This is a genomic window from Agrobacterium sp. 5Ca50 (assembly GCF_055381905.1).
In genome coordinates this window covers 747,023-766,916 of sequence record NZ_AP026438.1, presented here as the reverse complement: position 1 = coordinate 766,916, position 19,894 = coordinate 747,023, and the positions used below count along the sequence as shown (strand labels likewise).

The 19,894-nt window shown below is 54.8% G+C and carries 19 protein-coding genes; 12 read left to right on the top strand and 7 right to left on the bottom strand.

Annotated features, from left to right (window positions below; genetic code table 11):
* Positions 1-174: 174 nt before the first annotated feature.
* Positions 175-528, top strand: a complete 354-nt coding sequence (locus ACZ5FM_RS03665) for a hypothetical protein (RefSeq protein ID WP_246787643.1) — start codon at positions 175-177, stop codon at positions 526-528.
* Between the two features lie 198 nt (positions 529-726).
* Positions 727-1,839, top strand: a complete 1,113-nt coding sequence (locus ACZ5FM_RS03660) for a pyridoxal phosphate-dependent aminotransferase (RefSeq protein WP_464039750.1) — start codon at positions 727-729, stop codon at positions 1,837-1,839.
* Positions 1,840-2,079: 240 nt separating this feature from the next.
* Here ACZ5FM_RS03660 and ACZ5FM_RS03655 read toward each other — a convergent pair whose 3' ends face one another.
* A complete protein-coding gene (locus tag ACZ5FM_RS03655) occupies positions 2,080-2,346 on the bottom strand; it encodes a sel1 repeat family protein (protein ID WP_192487364.1) in 267 nt (88 codons plus the stop codon).
* 508 nt (positions 2,347-2,854) lie between these two features.
* On the opposite strand from ACZ5FM_RS03655, the gene ACZ5FM_RS03650 reads away from it, so the two are divergent.
* The 4 genes from ACZ5FM_RS03650 (at position 2,855) to amn (ending at position 5,407) form a co-directional block, all read left to right on the top strand.
* Positions 2,855-3,187: a DUF2147 domain-containing protein gene (locus tag ACZ5FM_RS03650; RefSeq protein ID WP_250983005.1), complete on the top strand. Its 333-nt coding sequence runs from the start codon at positions 2,855-2,857 to the stop codon at positions 3,185-3,187.
* A gap of 230 nt (positions 3,188-3,417) precedes the next feature.
* Positions 3,418-3,588 carry a hypothetical protein gene (locus tag ACZ5FM_RS03645; RefSeq protein ID WP_259145496.1) on the top strand — a complete coding sequence of 57 codons (171 nt, stop codon included), beginning with the start codon at positions 3,418-3,420 and terminating at the stop codon, positions 3,586-3,588.
* A gap of 15 nt (positions 3,589-3,603) precedes the next feature.
* A complete protein-coding gene (locus ACZ5FM_RS03640; protein ID WP_275640764.1) occupies positions 3,604-3,780 on the top strand; it encodes a hypothetical protein in 177 nt (58 codons plus the stop codon).
* A gap of 121 nt (positions 3,781-3,901) precedes the next feature.
* On the top strand, positions 3,902-5,407 hold the full coding sequence (amn, locus tag ACZ5FM_RS03635; protein WP_192487360.1) for an AMP nucleosidase: 1,506 nt from the start codon (positions 3,902-3,904) through the stop codon (positions 5,405-5,407).
* Between the two features lie 64 nt (positions 5,408-5,471).
* Here the strand turns inward: amn and ACZ5FM_RS03630 are convergent, their stop codons facing one another.
* Complete coding sequence (locus ACZ5FM_RS03630; RefSeq protein ID WP_464039749.1) at positions 5,472-6,842, bottom strand: aspartate aminotransferase family protein; 1,371 nt, start codon at positions 6,840-6,842, stop codon at positions 5,472-5,474.
* Between the two features lie 132 nt (positions 6,843-6,974).
* Between ACZ5FM_RS03630 and ACZ5FM_RS03625 the strand changes: the two genes are divergently transcribed.
* Entirely contained in the window at positions 6,975-8,333 is a 1,359-nt protein-coding gene (locus tag ACZ5FM_RS03625; RefSeq protein ID WP_259145499.1) for a glutamine synthetase family protein, read from the top strand.
* Positions 8,334-8,336: 3 nt separating this feature from the next.
* On the opposite strand, the gene ACZ5FM_RS03620 is transcribed toward ACZ5FM_RS03625, so the two are convergent.
* The gene (locus ACZ5FM_RS03620) at positions 8,337-9,254 is read right to left on the bottom strand and encodes a diacylglycerol/lipid kinase family protein (protein WP_259145500.1); all 918 of its coding nucleotides are present in this window, start codon (positions 9,252-9,254) and stop codon (positions 8,337-8,339) included.
* Positions 9,255-9,480: 226 nt separating this feature from the next.
* Here ACZ5FM_RS03620 and ACZ5FM_RS03615 point away from each other — a divergent pair, with 226 nt between their 5' ends.
* Both ACZ5FM_RS03615 and mgtE read left to right on the top strand, forming a co-directional pair.
* Positions 9,481-10,713: an MFS transporter gene (locus tag ACZ5FM_RS03615; RefSeq protein ID WP_409515523.1), complete on the top strand. Its 1,233-nt coding sequence runs from the start codon at positions 9,481-9,483 to the stop codon at positions 10,711-10,713.
* 292 nt (positions 10,714-11,005) lie between these two features.
* Positions 11,006-12,379, top strand: coding sequence for a magnesium transporter (gene mgtE / locus ACZ5FM_RS03610; protein ID WP_259145501.1), 1,374 nt, complete (start codon positions 11,006-11,008; stop codon positions 12,377-12,379).
* 16 nt (positions 12,380-12,395) lie between these two features.
* On the opposite strand, the gene ACZ5FM_RS03605 is transcribed toward mgtE, so the two are convergent.
* Positions 12,396-12,788, bottom strand: a complete 393-nt coding sequence (locus tag ACZ5FM_RS03605; RefSeq protein WP_464039747.1) for a winged helix-turn-helix transcriptional regulator — start codon at positions 12,786-12,788, stop codon at positions 12,396-12,398.
* 102 nt (positions 12,789-12,890) lie between these two features.
* Between ACZ5FM_RS03605 and ACZ5FM_RS03600 the strand changes: the two genes are divergently transcribed.
* Positions 12,891-13,907, top strand: a complete 1,017-nt coding sequence (locus ACZ5FM_RS03600) for a zinc-binding alcohol dehydrogenase family protein (RefSeq protein WP_464039746.1) — start codon at positions 12,891-12,893, stop codon at positions 13,905-13,907.
* Positions 13,908-13,951: 44 nt separating this feature from the next.
* Here the strand turns inward: ACZ5FM_RS03600 and ACZ5FM_RS03595 are convergent, their stop codons facing one another.
* The 3 genes from ACZ5FM_RS03595 to ACZ5FM_RS03585 all read right to left on the bottom strand — a co-directional run bounded on the left by ACZ5FM_RS03595 (position 13,952) and on the right by ACZ5FM_RS03585 (position 17,128).
* A complete protein-coding gene (locus ACZ5FM_RS03595; RefSeq protein WP_250983014.1) occupies positions 13,952-14,704 on the bottom strand; it encodes a pentapeptide repeat-containing protein in 753 nt (250 codons plus the stop codon).
* 107 nt (positions 14,705-14,811) lie between these two features.
* Positions 14,812-15,336 carry a GNAT family N-acetyltransferase gene (locus ACZ5FM_RS03590; protein ID WP_464039745.1) on the bottom strand — a complete coding sequence of 175 codons (525 nt, stop codon included), beginning with the start codon at positions 15,334-15,336 and terminating at the stop codon, positions 14,812-14,814.
* Positions 15,337-15,463: 127 nt separating this feature from the next.
* Positions 15,464-17,128 (bottom strand): electron transfer flavoprotein-ubiquinone oxidoreductase, encoded by a 1,665-nt coding sequence (locus tag ACZ5FM_RS03585; RefSeq protein WP_464039744.1) that lies wholly within the window; start codon positions 17,126-17,128, stop codon positions 15,464-15,466.
* 337 nt (positions 17,129-17,465) lie between these two features.
* Between ACZ5FM_RS03585 and ACZ5FM_RS03580 the strand changes: the two genes are divergently transcribed.
* Positions 17,466-18,860, top strand: a complete 1,395-nt coding sequence (locus ACZ5FM_RS03580; protein WP_464039743.1) for an FAD-binding oxidoreductase — start codon at positions 17,466-17,468, stop codon at positions 18,858-18,860.
* An 86-nt stretch (positions 18,861-18,946) separates the two neighbouring features.
* On the top strand, positions 18,947-19,735 hold the full coding sequence (locus ACZ5FM_RS03575; RefSeq protein WP_464039742.1) for an SDR family oxidoreductase: 789 nt from the start codon (positions 18,947-18,949) through the stop codon (positions 19,733-19,735).
* The last annotated feature ends 159 nt before the right edge of the window (positions 19,736-19,894 follow it).

Below are 19,894 nucleotides of genomic sequence, written 5' to 3'. Positions count from 1 at the left end.
GCGTCAACTCCCGTGGAGCCAACCACACAGAACAACTGCGCAGAAGCAATTCTGAGCGTCGTTGTGTGGCAAAATCATGCACATTGTTTTGTATTTTAGAAATTCAATTAAGCTTGGAGCAATGCTTGGGGCGTACCTTCATATATAAATAATGGGCAATCATGGGAGGTTGTCATGCCATTGAACGTAACAATTGATCCACGGCAATCGGTTCCTCAGGATGAGATGTACGAGAAGTTCACGATCGATCGCCCCGGCAAGATCGTGGTACTCGGCCGCCACCTGAGCACCAAGGACAGCGTACGTTGCCTGGTCAGGACGATTTCACTCTACGGCGCTGAACTCGAAGTCAGCCCTGAGGTGGAAATTCCCAATAACTTCTTCCTCGAATTGCTCGGAATTCGTGATGAAATTGGCTGCACTCTGATCCGCCGCGAAGAAGAAAAAGCGGTGATCGGCTTCAATATGCTGATCGATCCTGAATTCCTGCACCACGTGCAGAGACTGAGTTTCGACGCCAGCCTGTAAGTGCAGACACATTGAAAAGATCAAGGCGGAGGTCATTCCTGATGACCTTCGCTTTTTGTATTTTGGGCAAATTTGTGCGGTGTCGTATGACGCAAAAGTCATTGACGTCCGTACAGTTTCAACAAAAACTTGGCTTGCACGGGATGGTTTTCAACCTATTGTGTCATCGATTTCAAATCGATACCGGAATAGTCTGTAATGTCCGCATTTTCCCGCTTTACGCCCCTCGCCGCCAGCCTACCATCAACCGTTCCCTTCGTTGGGCCTGAAGCCATAGAGCGTAATCGCCATTTGGCCGTAAAAGCCCGTATCGGCGCCAATGAAAGCAGCTTCGGCCCGGCGCCGTCTGTTCTGGAGGCTATGCGCAATGCGGCAACTGAAACGTGGATGTATGCCGACCCGGAAAATTTTGAACTGAAGGAAGCGCTGGCCATCCATCATGGCGTATCGCGCGACAATATTGCGGTCGGCAGCGGCGTGGATGGTATGTTGGGTGAGATTGCCCGGCTTATCGTTGAGCCCGGCACCCCTGTCGTCACGTCATTTGGCGGGTACCCAACCTTCAATTACCACATCAACGGTTTTGGCGGACGCCTGGTCACAACACCTTATGTGGATGACCGCGAAGATCTAAATGGTCTGCTTGATACCGTGAAGCGTGAAAACGCACCGCTGGTCTACTTCGCCAACCCAGATAACCCGATGGGCAGCTGGTGGAACGCAAACGAGGTCGAGAATTTCGCGAAGTCCTTGCCGGACAATTGTCTTCTCATTCTAGATGAAGCCTATTGTGAAACCGCACCCAAGGGTGCAACGCCTGACGTTAAAGCACTTATCGGCCTGCCGAATATCTTGAGAATGCGCACGTTCTCAAAGGCATATGGCCTGGCAGGTGCCCGGGTCGGTTATGCGATCGGCACACTTGGAAACGTGCAGGCATTTGACAAAATTCGCAACCACTTCGGCATGGCACGGGTTTCCGTCGCCGCAGCACTGGCCGCGCTGAATGACCAGGCCTATCTGCATGAGGTCGTGCAGAAAATTGATGGGGCTCGCACGCGTATCTCGGCAATTGCCAAGGCCAATGCCCTGTCGCCGCTGGCCTCCGCCACCAATTTTGTCACCATCGATTGTGGTCGCGACGGCGTTTATGCCAAGGCTATCGTTGATGGCCTGATGGAACACGGCGTGTTCATCCGCATGCCGGGAGTTGCACCGCTTAACCGCTGCATTCGCGTCAGCGCTGGCATTCAATCGTCGCTTGATCTCTTCGAAGAAGCACTGCCGAAAGTGCTGAAAAAGCTGGCCTGATACGGCCAGCTCCATACGCAACATTGAACAAGAAAAAACCGCGCTGGCCTTGTTCCTGCCAGTCGCGGTTTGATGTGTCAGCCAAGCTTCGGTTTTCTGCAACATTTTCGCAAATGGATTTGCCCTTCAGCATTTGCGTGTTGTCAGTCCGTCCCAAATTCCCCGCCGCGTTCCTCTTGCGAGTTATCTTCGTTCTACCCTCCCTTGGGTATCTCGTTTTGGCCTTTCTGGCCTGATCAATTAATGAATGGTCATCCATTCACGTGCAGCACGCAGTGCCGCAGCCAGGTCGGCCTTGCTCATATTGCGGGCCAGGTCGGCACGCAGGCTTGCTGCGCGCTCGGATCCTTTGATTGCTGCAATGTTCAGCCACTTGTGGGCTGCAACCACATCAACGTCACATCCGCGCCCTGTGGCATAGATAAGACCCAGATTGCAAAACACATCGGCGCGGGCTTCACCGCCCATTGCTGCTGTTTCGATATCGCGAATTTCAAAGCGTGCCATTGTTTTTCTATCCCTGTTAAAGCCTGTTTTGGTTCAGTCGTTGTGCTGCCCCTTATCCGGGCTTCCGAAAGGATCGCGCCGTCTTCTGCGGCTTTGCGTATCCTTCCGGTTTGGCGGGTTATTCCCTGCTCGTTTGATGGGCTTACTATGCCAAAGCCGCTTCAACGGACGCTTAAAATGCATGATTAATTTGAGACAAACAAAGTCCAAACAGTTGGTAAATTTGAGTTTTTGTTAAATATGGCTATGCCTGAGAATTAAGGGATTTCGCGAAAATTTTACGAAAATTTTACCGGCCGATTTCAACCCTTTGCTAACTTTAAAAACAGCATCCATTTTTCCGTTTGCATAAATCACCGCGTTTATCTGGGTGGAAAACCACTGTCAGCGGCAGCAAACCTTCTTTCCTTTTACGTGAACGTAAACTATAAATTGCCCACTCGTGTGGAGGAACACGATGTTGATGGCACGTGCGCGCGCTTGGCCGTCAAACACCGGAGGAGGATTTATGAAACGGATTGCACTTCTTGCTGCACTGCTGATTTCGGGTCAGGCATTAGCGGCTGAAAATATCGAAGGAAACTGGAAAACCCAAAGCGGTGAAACGGCAACGATCGCTTCTTGCGGCTCTGCTTTCTGCGTAACGCTGAAAACTGGAAAACATGCGGGCAAGCAGATTGGCCGTATGAGCGGCAGCGGCAATGAGTATTCCGGCGAAATCACCGATCCTGCAAATGACAAGACCTATAGTGGTTCAGGCAGTGTTTCCGGCAATTCCCTGAAAATGAAAGGATGCGTTCTAAAGGTTCTGTGCAAGTCGCAGACCTGGACAAGGCTTTAGAACGTTTTCTGTTCAATAACGGGAAAGAGCCAGGATGGCACCGCCTGCCATTCTGGCTCACTTTGCTTAAAGTCCCCGAAAATTGCCCGCGCAATCCTTATGGTTAAGCGCACATCTGCACTTATCAGCCCTGTTAATGCTTCTGAACGCGAGATGAATTTGGCTCTCAGCAATGGTTCAGACCGAATGTGGCAAAACCATAGCATCACATTCGCAAAGGGGAGCGGACAATGGCAATTCTGATACGGCGTCTAACGATCATTACCTTGCTGATGGCCATTTTTGCGATGTCGTTTGCGGCACTTGCCATCAATCCGCACCGTAATTTCCAGCGTATGCAAATTGGCACCATTACGCCCTGCACCCAATCCATCCAGACCAACTGCACGACCATTCTGTGAGAAGGACGAAATACCATGACCAAGACCTTCTCCGGCGCGGTTTACAGCAGTGTTCGTCTGGCTCTCATCGCCACCATGTTTCTCGGCCCCATTGCCGGGCTTGCCGCCATGAAAGAAAATGAACGTAGCGCGATGAACAAAGGCGCTGGCTTTGTTCTTTTGATGAGCCTGCAGCGCGGCGCACTCGGCTAAAACATCAGGGTTTGCAGGCCGTGGAGATCGCCGGACTCACAGATAAAAAATAACAGTCTCGTTGTACTTCATTGCTGCGTGCTGTCGCTTGCGTGTCTCAATAGCGTATCTATAATGCCTCATGAGCACACGAATCCCTTCTATATCAGCCCTTACTTTCATAAGCCCTGAGCCCTATGCGCCGCAGGTCTTTACAGATCACAAAGAGGCGGTCGAGGCCCTGACCGCGCTTTACGAACGCAACACCAAATTTTTGATTGATGCGTTTACCGCACTTGCGGCGGGTGCGCCGATAACCGGCCGTTACCGCGCCTGCTATCCGCAGGTCAGCATGGAAACGACCAGCTTTGGCCATGCGGATTCCCGCCTGTCCTACGGCCATGTCACTTCGCCCGGCATTTACACCACAACAATCACCCGTCCGCATCTGTTCAGGCATTATCTGAAAGAGCAGCTTGAGCTGTTGATGCGCAACCACAATGTTCCGATTACAGTATCGGAATCGGCCACGCCCATTCCGCTGCATTTCGCATTTGGCGAAGGCGCCCATGTCGAGGCCTCCGCCACATCGTCTCTTTCCGATGTGCCGCTGCGCGATCTGTTCGATACGCCGGATCTCAACAATACAGACGACCTGATCGCCAATGGTGAATATGATCAGGTATCCGGCGAGCCTGCGCCGCTGGCGCCGTTCACCGCACAGCGTGTCGATTATTCGCTGGCGCGTCTGAGTCATTATACGGCCACGAGCGCAAACCATTTCCAGAACTTCGTTCTGTTCACCAACTACCAATTCTACATTGATGAGTTTGCCAACTGGGCGCGCGACCTGATGGCCAAGGGCGGTGAAGGTTATACGGAGTTCGTCGAACCCGGCAACATCATCACCCATGCCGGTTCAGACCGCCCGGAAACCGACATGACCCTGTCGCGGTTGCCACAGATGCCTGCCTACCATCTGAAAAAGAAGGGGCATGCTGGTATCACGCTGGTCAATATTGGGGTTGGACCATCCAACGCCAAGACGATTACCGACCATATTGCCGTCCTTCGTCCGCATGCATGGCTGATGGTTGGTCACTGCGCTGGCCTGCGCAACAGCCAGCGCCTCGGCGACTATGTGCTGGCCCATGCCTATGTGCGCGAAGACCATGTTCTGGATGATGATATCCCAGTGTGGGTGCCAATTCCGGCATTGGCGGAAGTGCAGGTTGCACTCGAGGCAGCTGTGGCCGAAGTTACCGGTTACGAAGGTTTTGAGCTGAAGCGCATCATGCGGACCGGCACCGTTGCCACGATTGACAACCGTAACTGGGAACTGCGCGATCAGGCTGGTCCAGTCAAACGGCTTTCGCAATCGCGCGCCATCGCACTGGATATGGAATCGGCAACCATTGCCGCCAATGGTTTCCGTTTCCGTGTTCCCTACGGCACCTTGCTTTGCGTTTCAGACAAACCGCTGCATGGCGAGTTGAAACTGCCGGGCATGGCAACCGCATTTTATAAAACGCAGGTTGCCCAACATCTTCAGATCGGCATTCGTGCGGTGCAGAAGCTGGCGGCCATGCCGCCGGAAAAACTGCACTCCCGCAAGCTGCGCAGTTTCTATGAAACGGCCTTCCAATAATTCCAGAAAGACAAAACCCCGCTTCAATGAAGCGGGGTTTTCCTTAAGCGCCAGAAGGAATGTCTTATTCCTTGACGGTATCGCGAAGGTGGTCCAGCCCCTTGCGCAGTGTTTCGATAATGCGGTCCACTTCCGAATGGCTGATTGTCAATGCTGGTGAGGCCAGCATGCGGTCGCCGGTGGCACGCATGACCAACCCGTTTTCAAGGCAGTGATTGCGCACGACAATGCCGACATCGTCCGGTTTGGCAAAACGCTGGCGCGTGGTTTTATCGACAGCAAGCTGTAAACCGCCCATCAAACCGACATTGACCGCCTCACCGACGATTTCATGATCGGCCAGGCTCTGCCATGCCTTAGTAAAATAAGGCCCAATGTCGTCTCTAACGCGCTCAACCAGACCCTCATCTTCCAGAATGCGGATATTTTCCAACGCAGCCGCCGCGCATGTCGGATGACCGGAATAGGTAAAGCCGTGATTGAAGTCACCGACTTCTTTGATCATCACTTCCGCCACACGGTCCGACACCAACACACCGCCAATCGGCAGGTAGCCAGAAGACAGTCCCTTGGCGACCGGCGCGAGGTCCGGTTGGTAACCGAAATGCTGGAAACCGAACCATGAACCGAGCCGGCCGAAACCGCAGATGACCTCGTCGGATACCAGCAGAATGTTGCGCGCCTTGCAGATGCGGGCAATTTCCGGCCAATAGGTATCTGGCGGCACAATAACACCGCCCGCGCCCTGAATGGGTTCAGCAACGAAAGCTGCGACATTGTCTTCGCCCAGCTCATCGATCTTCGCTTCAAGTTCGCTGGCCATTTTCAAGCCAAACTCGGCGGGAGATAGATCACCGCCTTCAGCATACCAGTAGGGTTGGCCGATATGGGCGATGCCCTCAATCGGAAGGTTGCCCTGCTCGTGCATCCACTTCATGCCGCCAAGCGAGGCACCGGCCACGGTGGAACCGTGATAACCATTGCGGCGCGCGATGATCTTGGTCTTTTGTGGATGGCCCAGTGCCTTCCAGTAAACACGTGCCATGCGGAACCAGGTATCGGTGGCTTCCGAGCCGGAATTGGTGAAGAACACATGGTTCATATGACCGCCGGTGTGGGAGGCGATCTTCTGCGCCAGCAAGGTGGTTGGCGGGGTCGTGGTACCGAAAAAGCTGTTGTAATAGGGTAGCTCGTTCATCTGGCGAGAAACCGCCTCCGCCATTTCCTTGCGGCCGTAACCGATGTTCACGCACCACAGGCCAGCAAAGGCATCGAGATATTTCTTGCCGTTGCTGTCAAAGATGTAGACGCCCTCGGCACGCTCGATAATCCGAGTTCCGGCCTCGTTGAGCTTACCCATGTCTGAAAAAGGATGAAGATGGTGAGCAGCATCGACGGCTGCGAGGTTGGAAAGGGTTTTACTCATTTCATTCATGCCAGTTACCACCGATTTTCCCAGTCATGTTGCTGGAGCGAGCATGGCGTTATGAAATGCGTTTGGCAAGGCGGTGTGTTTAAGCTTATCGTTGCACGTTCTACGATCAGACGAGAAAGCCGAAATACCAAAATGACCCGCAGAGAAACCGTACTCCCTAGCCATTTTGTTGAAATGCAGCCACGCATAGAGCTGCTGCTTGTTGGCATGAATGGTGATCTCAGAGGCAAACGCATTCCGCTCAAAGCCGAGAAAAAAATATGGGAAGGCTCCGTCCGACTTCCCGCCTCCACGCAGTCGCTGGATATCTGGGGTGATGACAATGACGAATTTACTGGCCTGTCGCTAACGCTGGGTGATCCTGATGGCGTGTGTGTGCCAGACAAGCGCAGCTTGGCGCCGATGCCTTGGGCACCAGAGGGTTCAGCGCAGGTGTTGGCCACCATGCACGACATGGATGGTGGACCAAGCTTCATGGACCCGCGCGCCATCCTGTCACGCATGCTGGAACGTTACGCGCAGCTTGACCTCACACCGGTTGTCGCGACCGAGCTTGAATTTTATCTTGTTGAGGATGACTGGCGTGCAACCGGCAAACCGCGCCCGCCTGCCCGGCTTGCCTACAAGGGCGAAGCGACCGGTGCGCAGCTCTACGATATGGGCGCCACAGACATTATGGACGATTATCTGCAAACGCTGAATGCCTGGGCCAAGATACAAGGACTGCCCGCTGATGCAACAACAGCAGAATTCGGCCCTGGCCAGTTTGAAGTAAACCTGCTGCACAGGCCGGATGCATTGGCGGCCGCCGACGACTGCATTTATCTGAAGCGGATTGCCGAACAGGCTGCCAAACATCATGGCCTGAAGTCGACATGTATGGCCAAGCCCTATTCGGATCAGGCCGGATCAGGGCTGCATGTCCACATCAGCATTCTTGATGGAGAAGGAAACAACATACTCGACGCGAAAGGCGGTGAGCCAACACGGCTGAAATCCGTCTGTGCCGGTATGTTGGAAACCATGCGGGATGCGCAACTGATCTTTGCACCTTTTGCCAATTCCTACCGGCGTTTCCAGCCCGGCTCATTCGCACCGGTCGATATTGACTGGGGCTTTGCCCATCGTGGTACCTCTGTTCGTATCCCCGATACGCACGGTCCGGCAGCGCGCATTGAACACCGGGTTGCCGGTGCAGACGCCAATCCGCATCTGCTACTGACGGCCATTCTAGGGGGAATGTTACGCGGCATCGAAAATGATCTTGATCCCGGTCCGGCAACCGAACCCGGCGGCGTAGCACAATCCCAGAGCAAGCTGACCCACGATTTTCTGACAGCCGTCGAGGATTTTGCGGCATCGGCTTTTATCGCCGATACGTTTGGCGCGGCCTATCAAAAGCTGTTTGCCGATACCAAACGCAAGGAAGCCATCACCTATCTTCAGACGGTATCGGACTTCGATTACCGGACTTACCTGCCGAGACTATGATCGTCAGGCAGCAGCCTGCTGGATAACCGGGGACGTGAACACCTTCAATTCCCCGGGATGCAGCTTGATCAGCACATCCCGTTCCATCGGCAGCAACTCGCCATCGATAACGCAGCGCACATCGCGGCGGCGTTTGGGAAAATGCAGCTCCAGTTCCGGCGTGGTCATTGAGGTGACCGCAGCATTTTCCTTCAGCTTGCCTCGCAAGATATCAAAGGCCAGCCGTACGACGCCCGGTGGCGTCATGACGTCGGCCAGATAAAAACCCAGATGACCACCGGCAACATCATCCGGTACCAGAAAGGGATGTTCGCCAAACTCATTGTTGGAGACAGAAATGGCGCAGACCTCCCGGTGGCGCGTCACGCCATCGACCATATATTCGACATCGAAGACCGGTGGATTGAGCACGACACCCAGCGCCGCACGGGCACTCGCCTGTATTTTGCCGAGCCTTGAGGCAAAGGCCATGTTGTTGCGATAACGCACCATGCGGGCATGCAGACCAGCGGAAAACTGGTGTACAAAAGGGCGTCCGTTGACGCTGGCAATGTCCACGTCACGCACATTACCTTCCGCCAGCACGTCAACGACCGCCCTTATATCAAGCGGCAGCTTTAGCGAACGGGCAAACAGGTTCATGGTACCGGCGGGAACGACACCGAGTGCAAGGCCATTTTTCCATGCAATACCGGCAGCAGCCGAGATGGTGCCATCGCCGCCACCGGCAATCAGGCCATCGAGCCCTGGTGTTGCCGCTGCCTTTTCCATTTCCTCGACAATATTGGGGCCTTCGACAAGGCGGCATTCAATATCATGCCCTGCCCCACGGAACGTTGTCTGTACCAGAGAGCAATATTCAGTCATGTCAGTTGTTTTGAACGTACCGCCGTCGCGGTTGAATATAGCAATCAACTTCATCTCTGTTCCCCACAGACGGGCCGCCCGTTGCCGCGGCGAGAAAACACCCAATTTGAAATTCTGTTCCAGATAAAAATCGTCTGATGCCATTTTTGATGCGAAACCTCTACCGCACCGCACAATCAAATGATAAACGTCAGATCAGGTCATTTTGGTGACCAGTTTCCAGTCCCTGCGCATCGTTGCAGCTCCCGCACCGAATACAGTTCACATATCAGGTTTCCTCATGACCGAGTCCGTCATGCACGATACACGTGCGCAATCATCCGGTTCCGCGAGTGACGCGGCCAAGTTATCGCCCCTTGCAATCGCGCTTATCGAAATTGCGTTGGCTGCCGGCGGCTTTGGTATCGGTACCGGTGAATTCGCAATTATGGGTCTGCTGCCGGAAGTGGCCAGCACCTATGGGGTCAGCATTCCGCAGGCCGGATATGTGATTACCGCTTATGCACTGGGTGTTGTGGTCGGTGCTCCGATCATTGCGGTTCTGTCGGCACGCCTCAGCCGTCGTACGTTGCTGCTGTGTCTGATGGGACTATTTACCATCGGCAACATCCTGAGTGCCGTAGCTCCGGACTTTGCCTCCTTCACCGCACTGCGATTCATAACCGGTTTGCCACATGGCGCCTATTTCGGTGTTGCCGCTCTGGTCGCCGCCTCCATGGCACCCGTTCACAAACGAACCCGAGCTGTCGGGCGTGTAATGCTGGGATTGACCATTGCAACACTGCTTGGCACACCTCTGGCGACATTTATCGGCCAGTTGATGAGCTGGCGCGCAGCCTTCATGCTGGTGGGTGGTATCGGGCTTTTGACGGTTGGCCTGGTGTGGTTGTTCCAGCCCCGCGACACGGTTGCCGAAGGCGCCAGCATTGCGCGTGAGCTTGGTGCATTCAAACGCGTTCAGGTCTGGCTGACTCTGCTGATCGTTTCGGTCGGGTTCGGCGGCATGTTCTCGATTTTCAGCTACATCTCCAAAACAACGACGGATGTTGCGATGATGCCTCTTGCTTCGGTTTCCATCGTTCTGGCGCTGTTCGGCATCGGCATGAATGTCGGTAACATCATCGGTTCACGCCTTGCCGATATTTCGCTGACCGGCACGATTGGTGGCATGCTGGTGTTCAACATTCTGGTCATGACACTGTTCTCGCTGACAGCTGATAACTGGTTCATGCTTTGCCTTTGCGTGTTCCTTGTTGGCTGTAGCTTTGCAGCTGGCCCGGCTGCTCAGACCCGCCTGATGGACGTTGCAGCGGATGCACAGACGCTGGCCGCCGCCTCCAACCACTCCGCCTTCAACATCGCCAATGCGCTTGGCGCGTGGCTCGGCGGTCTGGTGATTGCGTGGGGCTACGGCTACGCTGCAACCGGTTATGTCGGCGCTGCACTCTCAGCCGCTGGCCTTGTGGTTTTTGCGATTTCCGTCTCCATCGACAAACGCGCAAAAGCGGCCTGAACTGACCCCTTAGCGCATTGCTTTGGCACCGTTTTTCGAAACGCGTGCCAAAGCAAAGCAGCCTTGCAAAAACGTAATTATTCTCTTCTTGACTATTGGCCTTTTCAGGCGCAACACATGCCTTACGCGCATGGTTTTTCATCGCGCGGATTTCAACCGGAGCATCATTAGATGTCTAGCGACAGTAGTAGTCGATTGCCTTTGCCGAGAACGGCGTTCGTGCACTGATCTGACTCCTGTCGGCTCACCACGATCTGCCGCAATCGGCGGATCGATACAAAGGTGAGCAATCATGAACTTTCACACCCTCTCCCAGAGAGCCAGCAAGGCTGCACGCCTCTTTCGCGGCACCCATGCAACAGGCCTCACCATTGCAGAACGTGTAGACCAGCTGAACACGCTTGACGTAGCACAGGCTGCATCTGCCCTTTCCACCATGGCACAGCCAAAAGCCGTGGCCATTCTGGCTCGGCCAGAACTGCATCACGCCGCCGCCATCATCAACGCGATGCCGGTCGACGTTGCCGTTCGCCTGCTGAACACCATGGCAAACGATCGTGTCGCAGACCTTTTGCAGGAAATGCAAGACGGTGAGCGCGCCCGGCTGTCTTCACGGCTGGACCGCACAACGGCACTCGCCATACAGCATCTGATGAACTATCCGCCCCGCACTGCGGGCAGCATCATGACCACGGAGTTTGTCAGCGTCCCTGATGACTGGACCGTTGAGCAGACGCTTGATCATATCCGCACAGTCGGTCGTTCGCGCGAAACGGTCTACGCCATCTATGTGCTGAGCCATGACGGCGTTTTGACAAATGTCGTGACACTGCGCCGCCTGCTGACCGGTCAGCCAGAAGCCTCGATCCTGTCGGTCGCCCAGGCAGAAAGTGTTGTTTTCATCGATCCCTTGGCCTCGCAGGAAGTGGTCGCCAAGCTGATCCGCAAGCACAACCTGCTGGCCCTGCCCGTCGTTGATGAGCACGGACATGTTCTTGGCATTGTGACCGTCGATGATGTGATCGACACGATGATTGCCGATACGACCGAAGATGCCCAGAAATTCGGTGGCATGGAGGCGCTTGGAAAGCCCTATATGAAAATCGGCTTTCCAGAGATGATCCGCAAACGTGCCGGATGGCTGGCTGCGCTGTTTATCGGTGAAATGCTGACGGCAAGCGCCATGCAGCATTTTGAAGGTGAGTTGGAAAAGGCTGTCGTGCTGACACTGTTCATTCCGCTGATCATGAGCTCCGGCGGCAATTCCGGTTCGCAGGCAACGTCACTGATCATTCGTGCATTGGCGCTGGGAGAGCTAAAGCTTTCCGACTGGTGGCGTGTTCTGCTGCGTGAACTGCCAACCGGCCTGATGCTGGGCACCATACTCGGAGCAATCGGTTTCCTGCGGCTGACCGTATGGCAGAAGGCAGGTTTTTACGATTACGGCGAACACTGGCTGCTGGTTGGCTTCACGGTATTTTCCGCGCTGGTAGGCATCGTCAGCTTCGGTTCGATCTGTGGTTCCATGCTGCCATTCATCCTGCAGAAACTGCGTCTGGATCCAGCAAGCGCCTCGGCACCCTTCGTGGCAACCCTTGTCGATGTCACGGGTCTGGTCATCTACTTCAGTGTCGCGCTGCTGATCCTCAGCGGCACCGTGCTCTGATCAAAAGACTGGCAGCTCAGGCTGCCAGTTCCTTCCTGCCATCCGGTGTGCGGATGTATTTCGTGCCATTCTCGCAAACGACGTGGCTATCACCCCAGGTTTTCAGGGCGGCGATAACCGGCTGCATGCTGAGGCCCAGTGGCGTCAGCGTATAGTCCACCCGAGGCGGCACGACGGGAAAAACCTTGCGAGAAATCAGACCTGCTTCTTCCAGCTCACGCAACTGCTTGGTCAGCATGCGCTGGGTGACGCTTGGAATGTGGCGACGCAGTTCGTTGAAGCGAAGCGTACCGCCATTCAGCAGGTGATAGAGGATGACGCCCTTCCACTTGCCATCGAGAAAACTCAGCGTGGATTCAACGGGACAGCCGGGAAAGTTGCCAGTCAATTTTGCACGAGGACGAGACATCACAGTATCCTTTTTGTGCGTATATACAGAATTTGTGCATTCTTGCGGTTTCATTTCATATGTATCAATTACCATGCATGCAAACAAGCAAGGAGGCTTTACATGCGTGCCGTCGGTTATCTGAACCCTCAACCCATCACTGCCGAAACGTCCCTTCTGGACATTGAATTGCCAGTTCCTGTCGCCACCGGTCACGACCTGCTTGTCGAGATCAAGGCGGTATCGGTGAACCCCGTTGATACCAAGGTACGCAAAAGTGCTGTTCCTGAAGATGGCCAGCACCGCGTGCTCGGCTTCGATGCGGCGGGTGTGGTCAAGGCGGTCGGCGACAAGGTCAGCCTGTTCAAGCCCGGAGACGAGGTCTATTACGCTGGCGTCATTAACCGGCCGGGCTCCAACAGTGAATTTCAGTTGGTGGATGAGCGCATTGTCGGCGCAAAGCCTAAAAGCCTGAGCTTTGAAGAGGCGGCTGCCCTGCCCCTGACAGCCATCACCGCCTATGAAACCCTGTTTGATCGCCTTGATATCAATGAGCCGGTTTCCGGTGGCGCTAACGCCATCGTCATCATTGGTGGCGCCGGCGGTGTTGGCTCGATTGCCATCCAACTGGTGCGGCAGTTGACCGATCTGACGGTTATCGCAACGGCGTCACGTCCGGAAACGAAAGAATGGGCAAAAGAACTTGGCGCTCACCATGTCATCGACCATAGCCAGCCGATAGCCAAGCAGGTCGAGGCACTTGGAATAGGCGCGCCTTCCTTCGTGTTTTCCACCACACAGAGCGATCTTCATGGCGGCGAAAGCGTGACCTTGCTGGCACCACAGGGCCGTTTTGCGTTGATTGATGATCCCAAAGGCGGGTTCGACGTCATGCCGTTCAAGCGTAAATGCCTGTCGGTGCACTGGGAAATGATGTTCGCACGCGCCGTCTTCCAGACACCTGACATGATCGAGCAGCACAAGCTGTTGAGCCATGTCGCAGAACTTGTCGATGCAGGGAAAATCAAAACAACGCTGACGGAAACCTATGGCAGCATCAATGCCGCCAACATGAAAAAAGCCCATGCGCTGATTGAAAGCGGTACGGCAAAGGGCAAGATCGTCCTGTCCGGCTTCTGATGATCTTCAATCCCCCTAGCCTTTGGTCAGGGGGATTTTTTACATCATGAAGGGTCTTCGTCTGGATGGCAGGGCCACTCTTTAGATGCCGTAAGGCCTTCAGGTAGCTTGGTGTTTGCATCACCACAGGCGAGATCAAGCTGGCCTTGAGATAATCCAGAGACCTTCGACAGGTCGACGCCTTCAAAACGTGCCAAGAAAAGAAAAGCGTTCTGCAAATCCACCGCGCCGCCAAGCTTTGCACCGATGAAGCGCGCGCGAGACAAGTTTGCCATGCTGAAATGCACGTCATCCAGCACCGCGTTCTCAAAATTTGCCCGGCCGAGTTCGGCCTTCGAAAAATCCGCGCCAGCGAGATGTGCGCCGGTAAAATCGGCTCTTTGCATTTCCGCGTTCACGAATGGCACCTTGTCGGCCTTCACATTGGTGAAATCGCTGCGGTAGGCTTCAATCTTGTTGAGGGTTGCGCCTGCAAGATCGGTATTTGCGAGTGAAGTTCTGACCAGCTTCGCCTTGGTGAAGTTCACCGATTTCACAATCGACTCACGCAGGTCTGTATAGGTGAAATCAGTGCCCTGCAGGTTGGCACCTTCGAAATTGCTTCCACCGAGCATCAGCAGTCGCTTGTTGCACTGGCTCCAGTCCACGCCAGGGGCCGGATCAGACCGGCAATCGGCTGCGGCAGTGAAATGCGCTGAGGTCATAACCGATAGAAAACCGCATGCCGCAACAGCAGACCATAGCCATCTGCTTTTAAGGCCAGAGGAGATAACGCCGCATTTAACACCAAAGTCCATAACACCACCCCAGGACGCGATATGCGCCACACCATTATATCAGCACCTCCCCACATGTCATGGTTAAACGCAGGGAATTCAACAGGCCGTTGCACGCTGTTGTGGATTTAGTGGTTATCCCAAGCCATGGCGACCCGGCGGGCAGGATCAAGACCACATTCGATCTGGTGATCCAGTGTTTGCCGCAGATGAGACGACAGTTCATCATCTGCCAGCACACGGAAACCCTTTCGGGCATAAAACGGTGCGTTGAACGGCACAAACCGGTCGGTGGTCAGCGTGGCACGTCGCAGTCGGCGTCGCTCCATCTCTTCGATAGCCCAGACAATCAGAGCCTTGCCCAGCCCCTTGCCTTGCACTGCCCTCCAGACATCGATTTCATTGATGTAGAGTTCATCACCGATCTGCGTTGCACCGAGAAAACCCAAGGGGCGATCTTCACTGTTTGCGGCCACGACAAGAAGACCATTTTCAAGCATGACGCGAAGGCTGTCAGCCGATGTGGCGCTTGGTTCGCCCGGAATACCGCCAGCATCGCGAAGCGCAAAAAAGGCATCGAGCTCAATCTGTCTCAAAGTCTCTATTTCATCGCGTCGCGCAGGCCGGGTGGAAAACGAGACAAGATCATCCATTTTCACACCTTGGCCTTCTGTCTTTACTGACGGCGGTCCGTGCGGGCCGGGCCATCTTACATATTGGCGTAAACCGGCCCTTCGCCGAACATCCTCGCTGGCGGCGGTCCGTGCGGGCCGGGCCATCTTACATATTGGCGTAAACCGGCCCTTCGCCGCCTTGTGGCGGAACCCAGTTGATATTCTGGTTAGGGTCCTTGATGTCACAGGTCTTGCAGTGAACGCAGTTCTGCGCGTTGATCACGTAGACTTCTTCGCCATCCTTTTCGACCCATTCATAGACGCCTGCCGGACAGTAACGTGTCGAAGGACCTGCATAGACATCATGCTCGGAGCGCTTCTGCAAATCCATGTCCTTGACATGCAGATGCACCGGCTGGTCTTCCTCATGATTGGTGGAAGACAGAAACACCGATGACATGCGATCAAAGGTCAACACGCCATCTGGTCGCGGATAGGCAATCGGCTTGTGTTTCGCAGCAGGCTCAAGGCTTTCCGCATCGGTCTTTCCGTGCTTCAGGGTGCCGAAGATTGACAAGCCGAAAATCTGGTTGATCCACATATCGAGACCACCCAGGCCAATGCCCAGCAACGTGCCGAACCTGGACCACAGTGGTTTGACGTTGCGAACCCGCTTCAGGTCCTTGCCAATATCGCCCAGGCGCCATTCATTTTCGATCTCGACAACTTCATCATTGGCGCGGCCTGCGGCAATCGCGTCGGCGATCTTTTCTGCCGCCAGCATGCCAGACAGCACGGCATTGTGGCTGCCCTTGATGCGCGGCACGTTGACCAGACCGGCTGAGCAACCGATCAGTGCGCCACCGGGGAAGGAAAGTTTTGGCACCGACTGGTAGCCGCCTTCGGTGATGGCGCGGGCGCCATAGGACAGGCGCTTACCGCCCTCGAAGGTTTCGCTGATTGCCGGATGGGTCTTGAATCGCTGGAACTCTTCAAACGGATAGAGATACGGGTTCTTGTAGTTGAGGTGTACCACGAAACCAACGGCCACCAGATTGTCTTCCAGATGATACAGGAACGATCCGCCACCGGTTTTAAAGCCCAGCGGCCAGCCGAACGAGTGCTGCACGAGCCCCTGTTTGTGCTTTTCAGGCTTTACCTGCCACAGTTCCTTGATGCCAATACCGAACTTCTGGACATCGCGGTCCTTCTGCAGGTCGAATTTCGAGATAAGCTGCTTGGCCAGAGAACCACGCACACCCTCACCGATCAGCACATATTTACCCATCAGGGCCATGCCGCGCGTGAAGTTGGGGCCAGGTTCGCCGTTTCTTTCAATGCCCATGTCACCGGTTGCAACGCCAATGACAGCGCCATCATCACCATAGATAACCTCGCTGGCAGCAAAACCGGGATAGATCTCGACACCGAGAGCTTCCGCCTTTTCCGCCAGCCAACGACAGACCAGACCAAGCGACACGATGTAATTGCCGTGATTGCTCATCAGCGGTGGCATCATGAAGTTTGGCAGACGAATTGAGCCCGCAGGTCCCAAGAACAGGAACTGGTCGTCCTTCACCTCGGTCTTGAACGGATGACCCTCTTCCTCACGCCAGCCGGGCAACAGGCGGTCGATACCAATAGGATCAACCACCGCGCCGGACAGGATATGGGCTCCAACTTCGGCGCCCTTTTCCAGAACAACCACCGACAGGTCCGGATTAACCTGCTTCAAACGAATTGCTGCCGACAGACCCGCAGGACCTGCACCCACAATCACAACGTCGAATTCCATCGACTCGCGTTCAGGAAGTTCATGTTGCTCTGTCATATCAGCCTCTCAATCCCGCCGGGTTGACCACCCCGTCCCTGTCTTTCGGTTCTTTCTTGGCAAAGCAAACAGCACTTGTCGAGCGCTGAATGCGGCAAGTCATGTCGATTCACACATTATTGTCAGACAACCTGACGATTAAATTACTTTTACGTTCACGTAATATACAAATAAGGTCGGTTTTAGCGTCGGTCAAGGCGCGTTTAAGCAAATGATCACGCCAGCCTATTAGCTTTCCCGCCATCAAAATCGGTGGGTTCTTCAAACTGCATTGGACGCCTGACCGCAGGCTGCTATTGATTTGCCAACTGAATTCACGCCGCGAAGCGAACCGCCAATGTCAGACACGTCCGCCCTCACCCTTGCAGCGAAGCTGAAATTTGCGTTCCCCGATATGCACATAGCCACACATACCGACTTGCAAGGACGCGACCCCGGAGAACACCCAGACAATTTTGGCGCTGGCATTCTGGTGTCTCCCTCTAGTGCAGTGGACCTCGCTGCGCTGGTGACATGGTGTCGCGAACAGGGCGTCAACATTGTGCCTCATGGCGGGCGCACCAGTCTCGCTGGTGGTTGCGTCAGCCATGAAGGGCAGATCGCCATCTCGACATCACGGCTGAACGCCGTTGATAGCATCAATATCGAAGAAAAGACCGTCACAGTGCAGGCGGGCATGACGTTGCAGGCCCTTCAAGAAGCGGTAGCGGCATACGGCCTTACCACCGGCATTGACCTTCCTTCGCGCGGAACGGCAACAATTGGCGGCATGGCGGCCACCAATGCAGGCGGACTGCTGGCATTTCGCAACGGCGTCATGCGCCATCAGATACTCGGTATCGAGGCCGTCATGCCTGATGGTACGATATTCAGTGACCTGACCCGCGTAGTCAAAGTCAGTGCCGGGCCTGACATCAAGCAGTTACTGATCGGAAGCGAAGGCGCGTTCGGTATCATCACACGCCTCGTGCTGAAACTTGAAACTTTGCGGCCATACCGCGCCACCGCCATGCTGGCAGTCAATAATGCCAAAAGCGCGCTGGCCATTGCCGAACGTCTCACTGACATGACCGGCCTCAAGCTGGAAGCGGCAGAAATGATGTGGCCGCTGTTTATCCGTGACCATGCCGCCTTGCGCAATTTTGACCTTTCCTGGCTGCCGGAGAGCGCCTGCGCCTTTATCGTTGAGATTTCGTCCACAGATGCAGAAACGGCTCGCGGCAATCTGGAAGCGGCCCTTGCCGACATCTGGGAGGAAATCGGTATTCTCGATGGCATCGTCGCGCAGTCCAGCACCCAGGCCAAACAAATCTGGGTACTGCGCGAGGAGTCTGGTTTCTATTACCAGTTCTACAACCATCCACCCTCCTTCGACGTATCCTTACCGCCTGCCCTGCTGGATGCCTATGTCGCGGATCTACATGCTCGGTTTCAGGTGCTCAACCCGCACTACGAACTTTATGTCTACGGCCATATTGCCGATGGCAACCTGCATCTGACGGTCAAATGTGATGAGCCAGACGAAGCGGAACTCATTCGCATTCAGGATGCGATCTATACCGATGTGCGCGAAATTGGCGGCAGCTTCTCGGCCGAACATGGCGTGGGTTTTGAGAAACGGTATGGTTACGAAAATTATGCCGACCCGGTAAAACGCAGTCTGGCAAAACAGATCAAGCGGGCTCTCGATCCCGATGGTTTGTTCAATCCCGGCAAAGTGCCATTTGCCTAAATGCACCAAAGCAGGTCTCGACCTTCAAATCGTGACCTGCGCAGCCTATACAAACAATGACGTCTCGATTTCATAAGGAATGACACATGGATTTCGGTATTTCCGGCAAACGCGCACTGGTTCTCGCCTCTTCACGCGGTCTTGGCCTTGGCATTGCCACTGCGCTGGTCAAGGAAGGCGTTAATGTATTGCTGGTTGGTCGCACCAGCGAAAAGCTGGAAGCAAATTGCCAGGCTCTCAACGCGCTTGGCAAAGGCAAAGCCGATTGGGTTCGTGGTGACATTTCCGAGGCAAATTTTGTGGCGGAGATGGTTGATGCCGTTAAACAGAAACTCGGCGGCATCGACATCCTGATCAACAATACCGGCGGCCCGACACCCGGCACTGCCGAAGAAATCACAGCCGAAAAGCTCGAGACTTTCTTCCAGTCGATGGTGCTGCGCGTCATCACACTGACCGGCGCTTTCCTGCCGCAGATGAAGGAACAAGGCTGGGGCCGTATTGTCACCGTCGCCTCGTCAGGCGTTTTTGAACCGATCCCCAATCTGGCGCTGTCCAACACATTGCGCGGCGCGCTGGTTGGCTGGAGCAAGACATTGTCGAGCGAAGTGGCAGGTTTCGGCATCACATCCAACATGCTGCTGCCCGGCCGTATTCACACCGACCGTATCGATGAACTGGATGGCGCCAATGCCAAGCGCACCGGCAAGAGCATCGAGGAAATCCGCTCATCGTCCGTCAAGACTATCCCGGCTGCCCGTCTTGGCACGGTTGAGGAGTTTGGTGCAGCAGGTGCGTTTCTGTGCTCGCAGGGAGCAAGCTACATTACCGGCACCATGTTGCGGGTTGATGGCGGTGCGGCAAGCTCCATCTAACGATAAATCCGTTCAAAGTCCTTTGAAGCGCGCCACGGCATGGTTGTGGCGCGCTTTTGTTTTGTGCTGTGGAAAACGCAATTACCTCAGTATTTTAATAAAATAACGCTACCCAATTCCACTAAATTTTGGGGGGTGGGAGGTTAGACGGGGGGCATT